The following is a 20,699-nucleotide window of genomic DNA, read 5'->3' as shown; positions in this document are numbered from 1 at the left end:
CTCGACGCCCTAGAGCTTGCTGAAGTAAAAGACGAATGCCAGGGCCGCCACGCCAAAACCGGACCACGTGACGCGCGGCGTCAGCAGAAAGCGTCCGCGGGCAAGGCTGTTTTCGTACAGCGATGCCAGCACAAAGATGACCAGCAGCTTCAGAGCGAAGATGACGGCTGCGGCCAGCAAGGATACAGCGTTGAGGCTCTCGGGCGTTACATTGCCAAAGGGCAGAAACACGCTGATGAACACGCTGGCAACCACTGCCTGCTTGAACTTTACGCCCAGGCTGACGAGGGCAAGGCCGGGGCCGGAATATTCGGTCAGCGGACCTTCCTGAAGTTCCTGTTCCGCTTCGGGGTAGTCAAAGGGGATCTTGCCCATTTCAATAAACACGGCAAAAGCGCAGGCAGCCATGGCCAGTGCCGCCGCCGTGGGCATGGAGCCTCCCCAGTTCTGGCGAAACACCTCGCTGATAACGCCGAGGTTGGTTGAACCCGCAATAAGGGCCGCCACCAGCAGGGCCAGCATGAGCACAGGCTCCACCAGCACGCCCAGCAGCATTTCACGGCTTGCGCCCATACCGGCAAAGGGACTGCCCGAATCCAGCCCGGAAAGGGCAAAGAAAAAACGGTAAAGAGCAAAAAGATACAGCAGGGTTATGAGATCCGCCGCGCTCGCCATCTGCGAACCGGTCACGAGCACGGGCAGCGTCATGGCTATGGCCGCGGCGCTGGCAATGAGCACAAAGGGCATGATGCGGAAAATGATGCCCGACTGCGCAGGAGTCACTTCCTGCCGGGTCATGAGCTTGGCCAGGTCGCGGTAATCCTGCAGCACGCCTGCGGCGCCCAAAGGCCCAAGGCGCGAGTGCATTCTGGCCCGGATTTTACGGGAAATGCCAGACAGCAGAGGGGCCAGCAAAAGCAGAAGCAGTGTCTGCACGGCGGCCAGCAGCAAGGATACCGGCCAGGACAAGGATTGCATGGTAAACATGGTTCCCCCTAGGCGGCTTTGATGAGAAGCAGCGTGATAAGCGCGATGATGATATACAGGCAGTAGACGCGGAAATCGCCCTGCTGCAGCCGCTGCACGCATATGCCGGTCTTTTTCACGGCACGGACAATGCGGGCAAGAATGCCTTCGTCCCACATGGGTTCCACCCGCCGTGCCGTGCGTATGACCGAGTCAAGCGCGCGCGACATGGCCGGGGCGGGATCAAGCGCCTGCCGCAGGCGGTAAAGCCCCGCAAACACGTGGCGCAGCCCCTGGGTAAAGCTCCCGGCGGAGAGGGCCATGCGTTCTTCGTAGCCGTAGCCGCAGGCCCACGGGTCATTTTTGCGGCGCAGGGGCAGGCGGTCGGCCTTGCCGATCATGAAGACCAGCAAGGGCAGCAGCATGCCGCCCAGCAGCAGGAGCATTACCAGCGTGGGAGAAAGGCCGGTGGCGGCGTCCGCACCGGGAATGAGCACGCCCTGGCGCACGGCTTCAAGATGCTGCTGGCCAGCGGTGAGCGAGTCGGCCACAGCGCTGACAACAGGGGCCACACAGGCCGCGCCCACGCCCAGCGCCACGCACAGCGCGGCCAGCCCAAGCATGGAAAGCGTCATGGCAGCCGGAACTTCCGTGGCTTCCGCAGCCTTGGCGCTGCGCGCCTGACCGCAAAAACTGATGCCGTACACTTTTACAAAACACATGGCGGCCAGAGCACCGGTGATGGCCAGCATCACGATTGCCACAGGGCCGGAAAGCCGCGCGATGACGGAGGAATGCTGGCTGATGCTCACAAGCCCCTGGTAGGTGTACCATTCACTGACAAAACCGTTGAGGGGCGGCAGGGCGGAAATGGCCATGCAGCCCACCAGAAAGGCCAGGGCCGTGCGCGGCATGCGCTTGGCAAGGCCGCCCATCTTTTCCATATCCTTGGTGTGCACCGTGTAGATGATGGCCCCTGCGCCAAGGAACAGCAGGCCCTTGAACACGGCGTGGTTCAGCAGGTGGTAGAGCGCGCCCAGAAAGCCCAGTGCGGCCAGCAGCGGGTTCTTGAGGGCAAGGCCCATAAGGCCCACGCCCACGCCCATGAGGATAATGCCCACGTTTTCAACCGTGTGGTAGGCAAGCAGGCGTTTGATGTCGTGTTCCGCCAGCGCGTACATGACGCCCAGCACGGACGAAACAGCGCCAAAGGTCAGCACCACAACGCCCCACCAGACAGGCATATCCGCGCCGCCCAAAAGGTCGGCGCTCACCTTGATGATGCCGAACACGCCTATCTTGACCATCACGCCCGACATCATGGCAGAAGCGTGCGAGGGCGCAGCCGGGTGCGCTCTGGGCAGCCAGCCGTGCAGGGGCAGCATGCCAGCCTTGGCCCCAAAGCCGAAAAATGCCAGCAAAAAGGCGATGGAAGCCATGAGCGGCGAAATCTGCGCCTGACGGAAAGCCGCAAAATCAAGGCTGCTGTCAGGGGTGTGGCAGTACATGATGAAGAACGAGGCCATGATGAGCACAGATCCGGCATGTGCGATGAAAAAGTAGAGCAGACCAGCGCTGACCGCTTCGCTTTCCTGATCGGCAATGACCAGAAAATAGGAAGAAAGCGACATGACTTCAAAGAAGATGATGAAGTAGAAGGCGTTATCCATAACCATCAGCGCCACCATGGAGGCGATGAAGGTATTCATGAAAAAGCCCATGGCCGCAGCGCCCTTGCCTTCGTATTCACGTACGTAGGCCAGGGAATAGATGGAGGCGGCAAGCGCCAGCAGGGAGATGACGCCCGTCATGAAGGCTCCCAGCATGTCCAACCGTACGGCCAGATGCGCAAAGGGAAACGGCCCCGCATAGACATGGCTGAGGACGTCGGCCCGTTGCAGCAGAAAGGGCAGGACAGCATACAGCCCAAGCGCGCCGCCAAGCGCGCCAAGCAGGCCGCTGACAGTGATGGAGGCCCTTTCATTGCGGCTCAGCAGCAGGGACAGCACGCCACCCGCCATATAGGCCAGCACAGCCCAGAGCAGGATTTCAAGTGGATCACGCATGCTGCACCCCCGACATGGTTGTTGCCGCCGGGACGGCTTTGTCGTCGTGTTTTTCCATCTCAAGCGTGGCAACACGTTTGCTGTTTTGCAGTTCGGCCAGGGTTTTTTCGTCCACAAGGCGCAGGGCCATGGTGGGGCAGGCCTCCACGCAGGCCGGGCTGGAGCGGAAGTAGCAGAGGTCGCATTTTACGGCCACAGTGCGGCGGCCCACATTCCAGGCCAGAAAAGGCGGCATGGAATAGTTGCTGCCCGGGGCGTCGGCCAGTTCTTCTTCCGGCACATAGTGCTCGTACACTTCCGGGTGTCCGGCGGGCCTGTCGGCCGCCGGGGCAATGGCCCCGAAAGGACAGGCAAGACCGCACAGTTTGCAACCAATGCAGTTGCTTTCGTTGATGTGCACTGAATGTCCGGTGGCCGTGATGGCGTTCACCGGGCAGACCTTGGCGCAGGGCATGTCTTCGCAATGGCGGCAACTCACAGGCGCTGTGCCGTTGCCGTAGCGTATGACCTCAAGCCGGGGTCTGCCGAGCAGCCCCTGCTGCTCATGCACCAGCGAACACGCCGCCATGCAGGTATTGCAGCCGATGCATTTGACCGGATCCGCGAAAATGAAATGGTTCATAAGCTTCCTCATTACACAAGGGATCGTGATAATGGCCCCCTGTCAGCAGAATGCGTGCCATTATGCACAAAGCTAGTATTCATGCGCATTTTTGGGGATGTCTCGACCAGTTGCCCACGAGGTGGGCTATCCACAGGGCTGAGTTCGACACTTTTGACGAAACCCCTTCGACAGCATCGACACTTTAGTCGACAGTGGGGGAATGTTTGTGCTGTGCGGCCATACTGGCGGGCCGCTGGGCCTCGTGGCCGTGCCGCAGGTAGATGAGCCAGTGGAAGAGGCCCACGAACACGCCCCCGCCAAGGATGTTGCCCAATGTCACGGGGATGAGGTTCTTGAAGATGAAATTCTGCCAGTTCAGCACAGAGGCTATGTGCGCGGGGTCGGCCAGTTTGGCCGCCACTTCGGGGGGCATCATGTGGCTGCACAGGATGCCAATGGGAATCATGAACATGTTCGCCACGCTGTGCTCGAAGCCGCAGGCGATAAAGAGTCCCACGGGGAACAGACAGGCAATCATTTTGTCAAACAGCGAGCGGCCTGCGTAGCTCATCCACACGCCAAGGCAGACCATCAGGTTGCACATGACTCCCAGAAACAGGGCTTCAATGAAGGTATGGGTCAGCTTGTGCTCTGTGGTGTTGATGTAGAAAAGGGCAATGCTGCCGCCGTTTTCCCACGGGTGACCGCTGAGCAGTATAAGCGCCACAAGAATCAGGCTGCCCACAAAGTTTCCAGCGTAAACAACACCCCAGTTGACGAACATCTGCCCCCAGGTGATCCTTTTGCTGGCACGGGGAATAAGGGTCATGGTTGTGGAGGTGAACAGATCCGCGCCCAGAACAATGACCAGCATGAGCCCAAGGCTGAACACAAGGCCGCCCACAATTTTTCCGGCACCGCTTGCATTGGCTATGGCGCAGTAGACAAAACCCAGACCGATAAACACGCCCGCCATAACAGCAAGCAAAAACGCCTTGCTCGCAGGCTTGATGGCCTTGCCTTCCATGACGGCAGCCGCCTTGTCACACATTTGATACGGATTCAGTGCTTCGAAGGAGGAGGAATCGGCCATAACTATCTCCTTTGCAGTGATAAAAAGTGATTGAGAATATTTGCACATGTTGCAAAGACGATGCCAAGTAAAAGGCATTATATATTAGTGTGTTACAGGTATATTTTGAGGGCAGGTATTTATTGAGGTGTGTCGAAGCGCACAATTGAACCACGTGACGATGCGTGGAAACGGGGAAGCAATGGCAGGGAAGATGCACAGCAAGCCAGAGCAATTTCTCTTTGAAATTGCTCTGGCAAATGCGGGAGCAGACGCCCGCCGCGGAGGAGTAAGCGAAATTTATTTGGGCAGTTACGCACCGGAGCAGACGTCATGGAAGCATTAAGAATAGATATTTTCAATGCGAAAATGCTCTAAATCCGCAGACAAAATGCACTCGAAAGGCAAATTGCTATCCGGCTGCGAGCGTGTGCAAAAGGGATGTCAGTTGCACGTATATTTGTGAACAGTGGCGCAATCTACTCGGTGGCCCAAGGGGCCATTCGCGCATCCGCATCCAGACTACCACATAAATATAAGTTATGCCGAATAGATGGAGTGGCAACGGCATAAAAAATGAGCGTGCCAGATATGTCTGGCACTGATTTTACCCCACTGCGTATACCAGTTGTAAGTGAGTGATTCCCAATGGGTTGCAGGTTGTATTTTTCACGGGACTCTTCAAGTGTTAGCTAGCCCAATGAACTGTGTGCTCGCTGTTGGTTGTAATCTTGCCGCCATACTTCAACCGTTCTTCGGGCATCATGCAGGGACAAAAACACGTTCTGGTTTAAACACTCATCCCGAAATTTCCCGTTACCACTTTTAGAGCATTTTGCTTTTGAAACACTCCCTGTTTCAAAGCATCATTCTGGCGAAAAACGTGGTTTTCGCCAGAATCCACGCTACTTCTTGGCGGCTGCCGCCTTCGCGTCAGCAGAGCAATTTCAAAGTGAAATTGCTCTAGTATGCCCATTATTCCTCCTCAGAGGCTTCCCCGATGTTGCATTTCACCTGTCCAGCGAGAAAGCTTAATTCGCGAAATGGCTTTGTCAGCCACAGGAATTTTATCAATGCGTCTTGGAAGCACATATTCATTGCTTTTTCCCGGCAGCGCAATGGAGCATGCGGCTCTGCCGCGTTCCTGAAAGGCATTCAGATAGGGCAGATCATAGGCTATATCTCGTGCTTGTTCTTGAGTTATAGGCTCATGATATTCAATAATCACCTGCAGATGCTGGAAGTCCAGCAGAAGTTTTGCCCGGTACACAAGGCAGGTGGTATCTTTGGCAGCGACTTGCAGAGGGTGAAAAGGGTCGGCATCGGCGGTAAGCGTATACAGCGTTTCGTGCAATGTTTCGCCCTTGTAGGGGGTTGTCCCGCCTCTCAGCACCGGAAAGGGGGGATGATGGGCCGCCTCCCAGAGCCACGGGGCTTCAGTTTCAGCCAATGCCGTGATGAGCAGGCCAATATCGTTCTTGTAAGCGGCAAACCATAGCCGACCGTCCCCTGGCACGGAAAGACGTGTTGCTGGACTCAGGCTGCACCACCCAGCGGCGACCAAGCTCATATCCTTGGCTGGTGCAAAAGTGACGAATGGCCGCGCTCGCGAAATAAGTACAGGTAGATCAGCCGTGCCATTCTGTCCCATACCACGCAACGGAGGACGATCAAAAGCGTATTTTGACAGATAGACTCCGCAAAGCATCAGTGCGGCGATGCACAGAACAATTTTCATTGCACGATCCTGCCGATGCGACTAATAGTCCATGTTTTGCCACAGGTTGCTGCGCGTGCGCTTTGTGGTTTCTTCTTTGGAAAATTTTTCAGGGCCATATTTCCCCTCAGAGGCGCCATCGTCCTGTCACTTACGAGTCGCCTCGTGCTCTTCATGTTCAGGGCCTGCTATAATAAGGCAGCTACAGATTCAGCAAACGCAACAGCTGTAAGGTCAGACCGAAGTATATCCTCCATCAGGGCGAGAGTCAGCAGATCACCTTCAACATACTTGCCTTCTTTTGCTTCGGCAGTTCGGTTGTCCGAACTGCTGCGCACTATGATGGAAGTATGCTGCGAATGATAAAAGAGAGCAACAGCACCAGTACGTTGGAGATGACCCTCCCCCCGAGAAGTATGCCATTGAAAAGTTGGTGTTCCTGACATAGGAGCACAAGAATGAAACGTAGCAGATTCACCGAAGAACAAATTATTGCGATTTTGCGGCAAGCCGAGGCTGGAGTGCGCGTTGTCGATCTGTGCCGTCAGCATGGCATCTCGGATGCGACTTTTTACAAATGGCGCAGCAAGTTCGGTGGGATGAACATTTCTGATGCAAAGCGGTTGCGCCAGTTGGACGATGAGAACGCCCGGCTAAAAAGACTCGTAGGCGAGCAGGCTCTTGACACTGTCGTTCTGAAGGTTGTGCTCTCAAAAAACTTTTGAAGCCCGCAGCTAATAGGGCAGCCGTGCATAACATTCAGGCTGCGCATGGCTACTCAGAGCGGCGGGCTTGCCGAGTAATCCAGTTTAATCGCTGTTCAGCCAGACGGCCACCATCTGAAGACCGTGATCTTCTTTTGCGGACTCGGATGCTGGAACTGGCAGAAGATCGGCGGCGTTTCGGTTCTCCCCGTCTGCATGAATTATTGCGCCGGGAAGGGTTGGTGCAGAATTACAAGCGGACGGAAAGGATTTACCAGGAAGAAAACCTTTCACTGCGTACCCGGAAACGAGTGAAGCGTCCAAGCCATGCCCGTATTGTCCAGGCTGGCCCTGATGGCCCAGATGAACAATGGGCGATGGATTTTGTAAGCGACTCCCTTATGGGAGGGCGACGCATCCGGATTTTGACAATTGCTGATCTGTGGGATCGTTCAAGCCCGGCGCTCGAAGTGGATATGTCGTTGCCTGGAGTTCGAGTCGTGCGCGTCCTTGAAAAACTACGCCTCCAAGGAAGGTTACCGCAACGTATCAAGGTTGATAACGGTCCAGAATTTAGCGGTAAGGCCTTGGATGCGTGGGCTTTTGAGCATGGTGTGCAGTAGTGTTTACTCGTCCGGGGAAGCCCCCGGATAATGGGCATATTGAAAGCTTTAACGGGAAATTTCGGGATGAATGCTTAAATCAGAACGTGTTTCTGTCCCTGCACGATGCCCGCAGAACAGTCGAAGCCTGGCGGCAGGATTACAACCAACGGCGACCGCACAGTTTCTTGGGCTGGCTGACACCGGAAGAGTTCCGCGTAAAAAATATAAGCTGCAACCCATTGGGAGCCACTAACTTACAAATGGTATACGCAGTGGGGTAAGGTCACAAATCCAGTTGGTGACGCCAAATTACTAAGACACTTACAGCGTTAGCTGTAAGTGTCTCTTATTTTGTCAGGCCTGCTTTCAGCTTTTGGCTCTTTACGGACGAAATTGTTAAAGAATACCAGGGCGCATTTGCGCAAAGCGCCCATACAGGCAACGGCTTTTGACAGCCCAGACCAAGGGAGCGCGGGTTACACTTTTGTCCAGCTTGACGCACGCATGGTTAATATGCGAACAATTAATCGCATTATGTGGCGCTGCCAGTAAGGGCATTTCATTCACAATATCAACACGGCACACCAACATGAATATTGACAGACACCCTCAGATCGCCTCGCGCAAAAAACCCCAGCAGACACGATCAGCAGAACTGGTTTTAGCCATTCTGCAAGCGGCGGCTCTGGTTCTGGCCGAGGAGGGCGTAACCCGGTTTACCACGGCGCGCGTTGCGGAAAAGGCTGGGGTCAGCGTTGGCTCCATATATCAGTACTTTCCCAATAAGGTGTCGATTCTTTTTCGCCTGCAGGTGGATGAGTGGATACAGACGACCAGGATGATGCAAAGCATATTGAAAGACGCCAGCGCACCGCCTCTGGAGCGCCTGCGCACGCTCGTGCACGCCTTTTTACAGTCTGAATGCGAGGAAGCGGAGATCCGCAGTGCGCTCAATGATGCGGCCCCCCTGTATCGGGACAGTCCTGAAGCGCGCATGGCGCGTACAGAAGGCAGCGAGATGATTGATACCTTTATGGAGGGGGCACTGCCTGGAGCGCCCCTGGCAGCCCGAAAGCTTGCTGGGGATCTCATATTTGCAACGCTCAAATCCATAGGCAACAGCTTTTCACTGGCCAAGCGGACAAAAGCGGAAATCACCGCGTATGCGGACGCAACGGCAGATATGTTTTGCGCCTACCTGAAAAGCATTGAAGGGCATTCACCCCTGTAAGCGGGGCCGCACGGTACGGCTGCCCCGATTTCAGTACGCGGTCATTCCCTGCCCTGCGTAATCAAACGGCACCAGCCATAATGACAGATCAAAACGGCAACCTGACTGCTGATGACGCCTGGATTCCGGTGTCGTGGTCATGCCGGTTGCCGATCCATGTGAAAATGCCCGGCCGCATCGGGCAAACCCCAAGAAGACGAACGCCCACTTCGGGTCTGCCCGGTACAACCAGGCGTTTTTGCCCGCCCGCGCCGGGGAGCGGCAGCACCGCCGATACAGTTGGCTGTGGGATACGGACTCGCAGCGTTTTTGGCGCTGTTGCGTTGGCGCAAGCCATCCGAAGGTTTGCCCCACAGGGTTCACTGTGCTTCAAGCTGCACCGTTACTCGGCAGAATGCTCTTGCCAGCCGCCGCCCAGGGCTTTGAAAACATCAACCCGCGCCGTGCCGACCTGCTGGTCTGCCAGCGCCACCTGCAATCGCGCGTTGACAAGGGTGTCCTGAGCCACGAGTACGTCCAGGTAACTTATGGACCCGGCCCGATAGCGCTGCTCGGCCATATGAAAGGCGTTTTCGGCATGCGCTTGCGCTTCGGCCAGGGCGTTGCGCTGGTTGACGGTCCCCGCATATCTGCTCAGGGATTGTTCCGATTCCTTGAGCGCAGTCAGCACCACGCCATCGAACCGCGCAAGCGACGCCGCGCTTTGCGCCTTGCTCTGGGCAATGCGGCTGCGTGCCTTGGTAATGTTGGGGAATGACCAGGTAATCAGCGGCCCGAAAGAAAACGACCATGTATGATCGTCTTTCAGATAATCGTTGCGCAAATAGCTGAGCGAACCGCCAAGCGTGACGCGGGGATAGAGGTCGGCAACGGCAACCCCGATGCGAGCCGTGTCCGCAGCGAGCGTGCGCTCGGCCTGGCGTATGTCGGGACGCCTGCGCAGCATGGCAGTGCCGTCTCCCACAGGGATTGCGCCGCTCATTTTTGGGATTTTGCTGCAAATACGCGCGGCCTCAGGAGCCTGTGCGGGAGTGCGGCCCATCAGGGCGGCCAGCTCGAACACGGCTGCGTCCTTTTGGGCCTGAAGCCGGGGCATGGCCGCTTCTGCCCGGGCCAGTGCGCCGCTTGACCGCTCCACGTCAAAGCGCGATGCGGAGCCGAGACGCTCCTGATGTGAGACGATGTCCAGAGACTGCCGCGCAAGTTCGGTGGAGGAACGCGCCACTTCAAGGGACGCCCCATTGGCGCAGGCGTCCATGTAAGCACGCGTCGTCTCGGCCACAACCAGCACCCTGGCCGCGTCATACGCGGCGTCGGTGGCCTCGGCATCGCTGCGGGCCGCTTCCATGTCGCGGCGCACGCGCCCGAAGAGGTCCAGCTCATAGGCGACGTCCAGCCCCCCAACATAGTTCCACTGCACAGGCGCTTGCCCCTCGCCGCTCCACGTCGTCTGGTCGCGGCTGCGTTTGACGCCCCCAACCAGCGTGGTCGAGGGCAGCATCTGCCCGCGTGCCTCGCCGCTGATGGCCCGAGCCCGATCGAGGTTTGCCAGGGCAATGCGAAGATCGGTATTGGCCGCCAGAGCCTCATGCACGACGGCATCGAGCGCCGGATCGTCATACAGCCGCCACCAGTCTTCAGGCGGAGCAGCGGCAGCCACTTGCGGCGACTGGCTGACAAATGGTCCCATGGCGGTGTCTGGCAGCTTGGGTGCGTGATAGTCCGGACCGCTGGCGCAGCCCGCAGTTGTCAAAAATAAAAGCAGAATCATGGGCCGCACTGTGTTTTTAAGACGCACGGTACACCTCCGTTGATGAAAATTCACGCTGGCGAGCGCTTTTTGCGGATTCACGGTGATCTTTGGCTATAAAGCTGTAGATGGTCGGCAAAACAAAGAGCGTAAACATGGTGCCGACCAGCATGCCCATCACAACCACAATACCAATGGAAAACCGGCTGGCAGAGCCAGCGCCGTCAGCGAACACCAGCGGCAGCAGGCCAGCGACCATGGCTGCCGTGGTCATCAGCACCGGGCGCATGCGGACTGCGGCCGCCTTTTCGATGGCTTCGATCCTGCTCAGGTTTTCCTGTTGCTGAATATGGTTGGCAAACGTGACCATCAGGATGCCGTGCTTGGAGATCAGGCCGATCAGCGTGACAAGTCCTATCTGCGTATAGATGTTCAGGGTGGCGTAGCCAAGCCAAAGCGGCACCAGCGCGCCGCATACCGCCAGCGGTACAGTTACAAGAATTACCAGGGGGTCGCGCAGGCTTTCAAACTGCGCCGCCAGCACCAGAAAGATGACGACAAGCGCAAAGCCAAAGGAGAGCAGCAACTGATTGCCTTCCTGCACAAACTGGCGGCTGTCGCTGAGCCAGTCGACGCCCGTACCGGGGGGCAAGGGTTGGGATTGCAAAAAGGCCACCGCCTCGCCCATGCTGACGCCGGGGCGCGGCATCATTTCCAGGGTGGCCGAGTTCATCTGGCCAAACTGGGTCAGACCGTTGGCCTGCGGACCTGTGTGCACAGTCACCACTGTGGACAACGGCACAAGAGAGCCGGAACGTGTCTTGACGTAAAAACGCCCCAGGTCGTCCGGCGTCATGCGGTCATTGTCCTTGACCTGGGGAATGACGTCGTAAGAACGGTCGTAAAAATTGAAGCGGTTGACGTAGTTTTCGCCCACCAACACCGCCAGGGTGTCGGCAATGGCCTGCATGGTCACGCCCATTTCATGCGCCTTGCTGCTGTCAATGGCGATGTGGGCCTGCGGGCTGTCGAAGGCCAGGTCATTTTGCACGTAGAGAAACAGCCCGCTTTTGTATGCGGCGCTCTTGATTTGTTCGGCCGTCTCAAACAGCGTGGAGAAATCATCGGGCGAGCGCAGCACCATCTGCACGGGCAGCCCACCGCTGGAACCGGGAAGCGGCGGCACCTGTACCGCTGTGATGGTTTCACCATCAATGCTCGCGCCCATGGCCTGAACCTGCCCCTGAATCGCAATGGACGAACGGGAGCGCTCAGACCAATTTTTAAGAATCGCCCCGGAGAGCATCTGGTTCTGGCCGCGCCCTGTCCCTCCGATGTGCATGAAACTGCTGTCGAATTCTGGCAGGGACTCAAATATCTTCTCGACCATTTTTGCGTACTTGGTGGTATAGCCCACGCCCGCATACTGCGGAGCCTTGGCGATAACGACAACTATGCCCTGGTCTTCGGCAGGCGCGAGCTCGTGGCGTATGCCCATAAACAGCACCGCAATGGTCCCCAGCACGGCCACGCCCACCAGCAGCACCAGTCGCCGCGCGGCCAGCGTGCGTGCCAGCAGTCGCTGGTAGCTTGCCGTCAGCTGCGTCATGTACTGCTCGATGAGTCTGGCCAGTCTGGTTTCGCCCTGTCTGGAGTTGAGCAGCATGGAGCTCATCACCGGCGACAGCGTCAATGCGACCACGCCGGAGACGATGACCGAGCCAGCCAGAGTAAAGGCAAACTCCTTGAACAATGCCCCGGTCAAGCCGCCCATCAGGCCGATGGGCGCATATACCGCCGCCAGCGTGATGGTCATGGCGATGACCGGGCCGACAATTTCGCGTGCGCCAAGCAGGGCCGCGCGTGCGGGCGATGCGCCTTCCTCTATATGGCGGTGGATGTTCTCCACAACCACGATGGCGTCGTCCACGACCAGCCCGATGGCCAGCACCATTGCCAGCAATGTCAGCAAATTGATCGAAAAGCCAAAGGCCAGCATAAGGCCTGCGGTGCCAACCAGCGAAAGCGGAATGGTGACCACAGGTATGATGACCGCGCGGAAGGTTCCGAGAAACAGGAAAATTACGGCAATAACAATCACAATGGACTCGGCCAGGGCGTGTTCCACCTCAGCGATGGACGCATTGATGAACTTGGCGACGTCGTAGTTCGGCATGACCGTCAACCCGGGCGGCGCCACGGCCCGTATGTCCGGCACAAGCTCCTGCGCCTTTTTGGCTATGTCCAGGGGGTTGCCGTCCGGCGTGGGAAAAATCGCCGTGAACACCGCCGGAACGCCAGAGGCGAACGAGGCGTTGTTATAGTTCTGGCCGCCGATTTCCACTGTGGCCACATCGGCCAGCCGCACGACCCCGCCAGCGGGGCTGGACTTGATCACCATCTGGCGGAAGTCCTCCACGTTGCGCAGGTCGGTCGCGGCGCTGATGTTGGTGATGGTCATCGAGCTTTTGAGCTGGCCGGGCGCGGCCTGCACGTTGTTGGCGCGCAGGGCTGCCGCTATCTCGCCTGCCGACAGCTTGCGGGCCGCCAGCTTGAGCGGGTCGATCCAGATGCGCAGGGCCAGCGTCTGACCGCCGTTGATGTCAACGGAACCCACGCCGGGTATCCCTGCAAACAGCGGCTGGGCGACGCGGCTCACAAAGTCCGTAACCTGCGGTATCGTCAGGGTATCGCTGAAAAAAGCCACATACTGCACGGCAGTGCCGCCCTCGGTGGACTTGCTGATGATGGGGTCGGTAACTCCTGCCGGGAGCTTGTACTTGACCTGCTGCACCTTGGCCAATATTTCGGTCATGGCCCGGTCTGCATTGGCGTTGAGAATAAGACGCGCCTTAATTTCGCTGCGGCCCTGCGTTGTTGTTGAACTCAGGTATTCAATGCCGCTGGCCGTGGCGATGGACTGTGCGATGGGTGTGGTGACAAAGCCTTGCATGACCTCCTGGGTAGCGCCCGGCAAGGATGTGCTGATATTGATGGTGGCATTTTCAAGGTAGGGATACTGCCGCACCGGCAGGGAAAAGACCGAGGCCATGCCTGCCAGCAAGATGAGCAGGCTCACAACCAGGGCCAGGATTGGCCGCCGGATAAAAATATCGGTGAAATTCATGGCCGTTTCCTCACTGAGCCTTTGCTGCTGAAGTGGGGTCGGCCAGGGCGCCCACTGTTTTAGCCATGGCGCTCGCAGACGAGTCCTGGTTGACTCTTACCCTCCCGCCGGGCTGTAAGCGGTTTTGACCAGCAACAATAACGAGGTCGTCAACTTCCACGCCCTGCGTCACCAGCACCTCTTCACCAAGCCTGCGGCCCGTAATGACCGGAGTTGCCACCGTCTTGCCGACGCCCTGGGCGTCAACATCCTTCACAAGCAGGATGCTGTCGCCCGAGGCGGATGTCTGGATTGCCGTCAGCGGCAGCACAATGGCGTTGGCCGCTGTCGGCAGGGTGAGTCTGACTGTGGCGTACATGCCGGACTTCAAGACGCTACCGGTGTTGGACAGTGTGGCCTGAACGGCAATATTGCGCGTTTCCTCGTCTATGTGCGGGTCAATGGCATTGACTCTGGCCTCAAATACCTGATCTGGCACGGCATCCACCGTCACCAGCACCTGAGTGCCCAGCGCCAGCTTGGGAAGCTCCTGTTGCGGCAAGCTAAAGTTGACGTACAGGGGGTCAAGCTGCGTCAATGTGGCTATGACATCGCCAGCATTGAGGTATTGGCCCACATTGACGCGGCGGATGCCAAGCTGCCCGGAAAACGGCGAACGGATATGTTTTTGCTGGATGCGCGCATCCAGCTGTCGGACTGCGGCCATCGTCTGGGCGGCTTCCGCCTTGCGCTGCTCCAGCAGTTCGCGTGGCTCGGCCCCGCTTGGGGCAAGTTTTCGGGAGCGCTGCAACTGCAATTGCGCAAATTCCGCTTTTGCCGCTGCGGCGCTTCGCTCCGCCTGCTCGGGGGCGTCATACAACTGAACCAGAGTGGAACCTTCTTTTACGACCTGCCCGGCCGAAAAGTTGATGGCAGTGACACGACCGGAGGTGTCGGGAGCGAGCAAAACCTCACGCACCGCCTGCAGGCTGCCGACCGCCTGCAACTCGCCAGCAATGGTGCGCGGCTCTGCACGCACGACGGACACCAGTGCTGGCGGCCTGGTCGCAGGCGCGGCACTGACCTTATGAACAGCGCGCCATGCGCACAGCCCAGCCAGAATGACTGCCAGAGCGCTTACGCACACGATGGCTGTCCTGGCATTTTTAAAAAAACTATACATTGCAAAATCTCCTTTGGAGAGGGGTTCGGCCCAGCCGGACAAACAGCTCGATGGCATCGTCGAAGGGCATTCTCGGGTGGCCGTTTTCTATGGAGCGCAGGACGGCCGCCAGATTTTCCCCGGAAATTCCAGAATAAGTGCCTGCCCTTGCGGTATGCCGCGCACGCACGCTGCGTGTCAGGCGGTGTGGCGGCATGCCGGGATTGCGCGAAACGGGCGGCCACAACCCGTTCGTGCGTTCGCAAAGCGCACACTGTTCAGTTTCACTGCACAGCAGTCCATACTCTTCGGGTGAGCCAGCAATCACTGGGGCCGCTGCCCTGGTCGGCCTGTTCGAGCAGGCGGTTACACAGCGGCGCAATGCGGGCAGCGCTCAGTGTCGTGGTCATGTGGCGTCCAACTCCGGGTCGCGCTTTGGCGGCAAGCGAATTCCGCTCACGTTTATTGGAGATGCACAATACGACGAATTATTCACATTAGAAATTCGCATCAGATTCCGCGTTGGCGGGCGTGCAGTTATAAATAGGTAACATGCTGATTATACAATGAAAATTTTTATTTAGTAATCAGTCAGTGATGGCATTGAAGGACTGGCCTGACGACATTGCTCAGGTTTTTCGTCAGTAGAAGAGGCGTGGACGGTCATGACTGGATTGACCCGGTGGGCAACTGAATATCTGCGCGAGAATCGGCGCCGCTTTGTCACTCACGGGTCGTTGCATCGGAACAAATAAATTTAGTTATGACAGTATATTGCAGTCATTCGGTACCCCCGCGCCGGAATCTTCACACAGACGTTCAGCTCTCGTATTGCCACTCCTTTCTTCCGTTTGAAAAGCTGCCTCCCACCTGTTTTTCCTTTCTGTGCTTTTTTACGATTAGAGCAATTTCATTTTGAAATTGCTCTGGCCTCTGCGTCTGCCTGAGCAGACGCAGAGGCGCAAGCACAGCTTCAGCCGTTACCCGCAGGACTTGTCTGAATCGTTGACGGAAACGTCTTGCTGGGCAGGACTATAATTGAGACGGGCCGCCAGTTGCTTGCTGCAACTTGTTTTGCCGCAGCCCGTGGGGCCAAATACATAGAGCGGTTTGTCAGCCCCTTGGGGGCTGACAAACCAAACTACGATGTCCCGGCTGGATTCATGAAAGATGTAGCCATGGTCAATGGCCGGGCTGTAGGCCGAAGGTGCGGCATAGCCCCTGACCATGGTGCCAGAGGGCTTGCCACTGAAAACCTGCCCGGCGTCAAGGTCAGCGAGCTGAAGGCTGGCTTGTCCCAGGCTTGGGCCAGCAGGCCGATTTTTCCGTGTAGTTGCAACAGATGAGAATCGTGCGGCGTGTCGGACAGCTTGTCCGTACTTTTTACTTCCAGAATTCGAATAGCGTTGACGGGCGCACCCCAGATCCGCACGAAGTTCAGATGGGCCTTGATGGGCACACCCTGATGTTGCCAGTTAATTTCAAGCTGGGGCAAGACATGCAGGCCCAGCGACGCCAGCTCCAAACCAATGGCCCCGTTGCAAAACCAAAAGACGCTCCAGGCTGTCAGCAGTGGGCAGCACCTTGCGGGCCAGAGCAGCACGAGGGCACTCCCCGTGTTGGCGATGTCGCTCATGCCCACATAGGCGGCGCGGTCTCCAGACGTGCGGTGGTGTTTTGTTGCGAGACGGCCTGCAGCCCCTGACGGATTAATGCCCGCAAGCCTTCCGTGCGGTCGGTGTTTATCATGATTGCATCCCTATAAAAGTAAGAGGGCCGCCATCAGGCAGATCTCTCACGCATTGTATTTTTTATGGCTCGGTTTACTCTGCGGCATGGATATATTTCCACCACAGTTTGCGTTGCGCATTCCAGCGAAAGCCCGCGCCTGTGAGCAGTTCCTTCTTGGGCTGTGTGTTGTCGGTGGCAATACAGGGACGTCCATCCTGAGCCGTCACCTGCTGGTAGGCGATGCCCTCTACCGGCCATGTGCCAGATGCATGCTGGTGGAACACGCCGAATGGAAGAGAAAACACCGCGCCGATAAGTATACCAAAAGGTATTCGTAATAACCGTGAATAAGCAAACTGAGGAGAAGGACGCCATGATACTCGTTTTGTTTGAAGTGACGGTAAAAAAAGAAGGCATGAAAGAGTACCTTTCGTTGGCTGAGGGGCTGAAAAAGGAACTTATTCAAACGGACGGCTTTATCCGAGCGGAACGCTTTTCCAGCCTGACCCATGAAGGAAAGTTGCTCAGTTTGTCAGTTTGGGAAAGCGAGCAGGCGGTGGAAAAGTGGCGGAACGGCATGAACCACCGGATGAGTCAGCGGCAGGGGCACGATGCCCTGTTTGAAAGCTATACGATCACAATCACTTCAAAAATCAGGCAATATACCAAAACCGACAGGACGGAGTCTCCTGAAGATTCCAAAGATTTTTTTGCTTCGACTCCACAAGGTAAAAAATAGCGAAAGTTTTCGGTAATGGCATGTCGACAAAAGGCCGACCGGTTCGTGTAAACCGGCCGGCCATATGTTTCAGATTGGACTCAAGATTCAGAATGCCAAGTTTCTGAAACACTCTCATGCCGTCTTCATCGGTGAACTCTTCGAGGATCTGATTGGGCAAGTTGTTGCATGCATTCGTTTTGCTGTTATCTGGTAACTCCAGCTTTGCCGATTTGGGTGGATGAATACTCTATGGGGAATTACATCTAGGCACTCACGCCATCAGACGAAAATATTTTCATGAATTGCAAGCCATTGTGAGGCTGTTGTGGTTTTTATTCCCTGCTGAAAGTTAAAAGTCTTTGCCATACTCCATGCCACACCATCAGGACGCGCGAAAGCAAGTCGATATTTTGCAGCCATGTCATTGGGAAACTTGCTTACGCAATCAAGCAGCATTTCTTTGGTCAGCAGCTTTCTCTTAACCCTCCCTCCCCAGTGATTATCCATCAACTCTGCTACCTCGCTGTATTTCAAGGTATCTCCAGCAATATATATAATTCTATTGCGAATTTCTGGCTGATAAAAAAATATTTCAGCCGTTAGTAAGCCAACATCTTCTGGGGTGGTCAGAGTCACAGCATATTGCCAGTCGCCGAGTCCATATACAGTGTGATTTTTTATATCAACAACACCAAAACTGGGTTCAAACAGATAACTAGTAAAAATACCAGTGGAAATAATAGTCCAATCAGTCTTGCATTGCCCACGCAAAATGTGGCGCACATCAAGTTGTTCATCCCATACCTGTTGTCCGCTTCCTTTCCCAACGATGTCGTAATCAACGCCAAATTGCCAAGGAAAATAGCGTTTTACGCCTGCATTAAGTACCGCCGTGGTGATTTTAATTTGCGTTCCTGGTCCACCGACAAAACCGCTACAGTTGATTACAGCATCAAATGGCCGAAATAGGGTGCTCAATTCATCAATATTCTGCCGCTGCAAATCCCCTTCTATGACAGAAATTCCTAGCGCTTGCATTTCATCAAGCCGCGCTTTTCGCGGACCAGAGGCAGCGCGAATAGCATCTGTTTTGAGTAATACGCTGATTTTTGTAGACGGATTTTGGTGCGTTTTTTTGCTCATAGCACGCAATACTGGCATGCCGAGCTGACCAGCCCCAAGCACAAGAACCGTATTTGTGGATTGTTCTGGTAAACACGTCATATGCTCCTCCCTTAATTTTGCACTTAATTAACATAAAAAAAATTTTAACCGCAACTAGGCACATTAATGATACTGTGCCTCCAAAAAGGTGCGCCATTGAAAATTTGATATTCCTGGAATAGAAGCACAAAGATAGAAGGGCAGACTTAACAATGAACAGATTGTCGGGATGCTGGGGCAGGCCAAGGCCGGAGTTTTCATTGCAGGCCTGAGTCACCCAAATAGAATCTCGAGGATGGCCATTTACAAATGGAGCAGGAAATTTGCGGAAGAATGTTACTGACACCAACAACCTGCGGCAGCTAGGAAAGGATATAGGCCTAAAAATGATTGTAGATAAGCAAACCAAGATTTATTCGGGAGGCGACATGGGTGACTGGGACGCAACGTTGAAACTTTCAAAAAAATTGTGTGACGGGCTAAGCGAGGACGACGATGGCCTGAAGCGAGAGATACTTACACATGCGGGGAACCGATGGTCATTGGGTGTGCTACACGCCCTGGGAACTGATGGGGCTTTGCGTCATGGAGAAATCCGTCGTTATTTTTGCGAAAAAATTACACAGAGAATGCTGACGCGTACTCTACGACAATTGGAGCGAGACGGTCTTATTTCCAGATACGATTACCACAAGAAGCCTCCCATAGTTGTTTACGAGATTACAAGCATGGGCAAAGAAATGCTTATCCATATCCTTCCCCTATGGCATTGGATTATTACATCATCTGACAATTTTCGCGAAGCAAGATATCGATATGAGAGGCGTCAAAATTAATAGCCTCTTTCAAACTGGTAATCCTCTCATTTTTAGGAGTGATTACAAATAGACGTCTATGACGTCTGAGCGAGCTTCATGACGGGAGTTATGTGTTATGATTCATAGGTATCATTTCAAGTTGCCGATACTTTTCTCTTAATGGAAAAAGAAGTCCCGCAACGTCTTCAATGGGTGAAACTTTACGAGAGTCAGGATCTGCCGATCTTGTTTGTCGTCGTTGTGGGATATCTCGCCTTTTCTTATGCTGCCAAGTTTAAAAACGCATAAACTTGCATGTTCTTATTTTTTAATCGTAACTAGATAATTCTATTCGCCATAATGTGTATTCCCACACTTGCCTTTATCAGCCCGACATGCAGTAGGGCACATGCAACAATACTGGCAACGTAATTTTGATCGCTCAGACAACTTGATCCGCCAGAGCATGGGCTCCGAGGCATTCTTTAGATCCTTGAACAAGAACCATCGCCTGTGGTCTCAAGAGCCGTGCTGTCAAAGGCCACGGGGGGGCTTATTCCAGCCAAAACACTCTCAAACGAAGACGCCTTGCGCAAAGGCCCCGCTGAGCGCGTATGGGTAGGATTCAAAATTGGGTACACGCGGGCTTCTTCCGTGGCGTATATTCGAAAAAAAATCAACTATTATGGCACGTTTGAGGCGATTATGAACGATTTTACCCCACGTAGCGCCAATCAGACTGCTTCTGACAAAGAACTTTGTTGCCAATGAGTTTGCTGAGCGACAGGGCCGTGATGCGGAAGCGCTTTGCTCACTATACTACCGTAAAGAATTTGCTGAGACGATGGCAAACGAGGCCAGCACCCACATCAACCTGGGCAAGGAGTGAAGAGGACTATGGGATCTAGTTCACTAGAGGAAGCCTCGTTAGTGATTTGTCCGGACTTCAGACCCCTAACAGCTTCTCGGCGGCATGGTCGCATCCGTGCGGCTGCTTAAATGCCACTGGGGTAAGTGCTGTAGATATGAGCCACTGTTACAAAATTCAAGAGAGAGCCAGAAAGAATATTATACCATTGCAAAACGAAGGCGAAAAATAAGGCCTTGACACAAAATTTTGGTTTGGCGAACACACCTTAATATGGAAATAATTAATGATGGTAGCATATTGAAATTTCTCGGAGTACACTAAACATCACATTGTCACCTCTTCATGAGCACTCATCGCCATCCCCAGATAGTCTCGCGCAAAAAAAACAACAAACACGGTCAAGTTGGTTGCTGCTATACTGCAAGCAGCAAC

At 55.3% G+C, this 20,699-nt stretch carries 16 protein-coding genes and 2 pseudogenes; 4 read left to right on the top strand and 14 right to left on the bottom strand.

The features are described from left to right. Window positions 1-9: 9 nt before the first annotated feature. The 7 genes and pseudogenes from RBR41_RS04555 to RBR41_RS04525 form a co-directional block, all read right to left on the bottom strand. A complete protein-coding gene (locus RBR41_RS04555) occupies window positions 10-987 on the bottom strand; it encodes a respiratory chain complex I subunit 1 family protein (RefSeq protein ID WP_320351402.1) in 978 nt (325 codons plus the stop codon). A gap of 8 nt (window positions 988-995) precedes the next feature. Continuing rightward, window positions 996-3,032 (bottom strand): hydrogenase 4 subunit B, encoded by a 2,037-nt coding sequence (gene hyfB / locus RBR41_RS04550; RefSeq protein ID WP_320351401.1) that lies wholly within the window; start codon window positions 3,030-3,032, stop codon window positions 996-998. Then, entirely contained in the window at window positions 3,025-3,654 is a 630-nt protein-coding gene (locus tag RBR41_RS04545) for a 4Fe-4S dicluster domain-containing protein (RefSeq protein ID WP_320351400.1), read from the bottom strand. Before RBR41_RS04545 ends, hyfB begins: the two co-directional genes overlap by 8 nt. 184 nt (window positions 3,655-3,838) lie before the next feature. Continuing rightward, entirely contained in the window at window positions 3,839-4,729 is an 891-nt protein-coding gene (gene focA, locus RBR41_RS04540) for a formate transporter FocA (protein WP_320351399.1), read from the bottom strand. A gap of 671 nt (window positions 4,730-5,400) precedes the next feature. Continuing rightward, window positions 5,401-5,535: pseudogene (locus RBR41_RS04535) on the bottom strand (integrase core domain-containing protein); the annotation flags it as partial. Then, entirely contained in the window at window positions 5,499-5,684 is a 186-nt protein-coding gene (locus RBR41_RS04530) for a hypothetical protein (protein WP_320351398.1), read from the bottom strand. The gene RBR41_RS04530 and the pseudogene RBR41_RS04535, both read right to left, overlap by 37 nt. Window positions 5,685-5,693: 9 nt before the next feature. Next, a complete protein-coding gene (locus RBR41_RS04525) occupies window positions 5,694-6,446 on the bottom strand; it encodes a DUF4851 domain-containing protein (protein WP_320351397.1) in 753 nt (250 codons plus the stop codon). 437 nt (window positions 6,447-6,883) lie between these two features. Between RBR41_RS04525 and RBR41_RS04520 the strand changes: the two are divergent. Both RBR41_RS04520 and RBR41_RS04515 read left to right on the top strand, forming a co-directional pair. Continuing rightward, window positions 6,884-8,015, top strand: a pseudogene (locus RBR41_RS04520) (IS3 family transposase). Between the two features lie 308 nt (window positions 8,016-8,323). After that, window positions 8,324-8,965 (top strand): TetR family transcriptional regulator, encoded by a 642-nt coding sequence (locus RBR41_RS04515; RefSeq protein WP_320351396.1) that lies wholly within the window; start codon window positions 8,324-8,326, stop codon window positions 8,963-8,965. A 382-nt stretch (window positions 8,966-9,347) separates the two neighbouring features. On the opposite strand, the gene RBR41_RS04510 is transcribed toward RBR41_RS04515, so the two are convergent. From RBR41_RS04510 to RBR41_RS04485, 6 genes are all read right to left on the bottom strand, one after another. After that, a complete protein-coding gene (locus RBR41_RS04510; RefSeq protein ID WP_320351395.1) occupies window positions 9,348-10,763 on the bottom strand; it encodes a TolC family protein in 1,416 nt (471 codons plus the stop codon). Then, complete coding sequence (locus RBR41_RS04505) at window positions 10,753-13,842, bottom strand: efflux RND transporter permease subunit (protein WP_320351394.1); 3,090 nt, start codon at window positions 13,840-13,842, stop codon at window positions 10,753-10,755. Before RBR41_RS04505 ends, RBR41_RS04510 begins: the two co-directional genes overlap by 11 nt. 10 nt (window positions 13,843-13,852) lie before the next feature. After that, a complete protein-coding gene (locus RBR41_RS04500; protein WP_320351393.1) occupies window positions 13,853-15,004 on the bottom strand; it encodes an efflux RND transporter periplasmic adaptor subunit in 1,152 nt (383 codons plus the stop codon). 263 nt (window positions 15,005-15,267) lie between these two features. Further along, window positions 15,268-15,393, bottom strand: coding sequence for a hypothetical protein (locus tag RBR41_RS04495; RefSeq protein WP_320351392.1), 126 nt, complete (start codon window positions 15,391-15,393; stop codon window positions 15,268-15,270). Between the two features lie 731 nt (window positions 15,394-16,124). After that, entirely contained in the window at window positions 16,125-16,619 is a 495-nt protein-coding gene (locus tag RBR41_RS04490; protein ID WP_320351391.1) for a hypothetical protein, read from the bottom strand. 187 nt (window positions 16,620-16,806) lie between these two features. Beyond that, window positions 16,807-16,998, bottom strand: a complete 192-nt coding sequence (locus RBR41_RS04485) for a hypothetical protein (protein WP_320351390.1) — start codon at window positions 16,996-16,998, stop codon at window positions 16,807-16,809. A gap of 89 nt (window positions 16,999-17,087) precedes the next feature. On the opposite strand from RBR41_RS04485, the gene RBR41_RS04480 reads away from it, so the two are divergent. Continuing rightward, window positions 17,088-17,453: an antibiotic biosynthesis monooxygenase family protein gene (locus RBR41_RS04480; protein WP_320351389.1), complete on the top strand. Its 366-nt coding sequence runs from the start codon at window positions 17,088-17,090 to the stop codon at window positions 17,451-17,453. 261 nt (window positions 17,454-17,714) lie between these two features. Here the strand turns inward: RBR41_RS04480 and RBR41_RS04475 are convergent, their stop codons facing one another. Then, window positions 17,715-18,659: an aromatic alcohol reductase gene (locus RBR41_RS04475; RefSeq protein ID WP_320351388.1), complete on the bottom strand. Its 945-nt coding sequence runs from the start codon at window positions 18,657-18,659 to the stop codon at window positions 17,715-17,717. A gap of 326 nt (window positions 18,660-18,985) precedes the next feature. Between RBR41_RS04475 and RBR41_RS04470 the strand changes: the two genes are divergently transcribed. Next, a complete protein-coding gene (locus RBR41_RS04470; RefSeq protein ID WP_320351387.1) occupies window positions 18,986-19,435 on the top strand; it encodes a helix-turn-helix domain-containing protein in 450 nt (149 codons plus the stop codon). Window positions 19,436-20,699 lie beyond the last annotated feature (1,264 nt).

Origin of the sequence: Desulfovibrio sp., assembly GCF_034006445.1 — a bacterium.
GTDB lineage: Bacteria > Desulfobacterota > Desulfovibrionia > Desulfovibrionales > Desulfovibrionaceae > Desulfovibrio.
The sequence above is the reverse complement of the archived record's forward strand: the minus strand, read 5'-3'. Positions and strand labels throughout refer to the sequence as shown.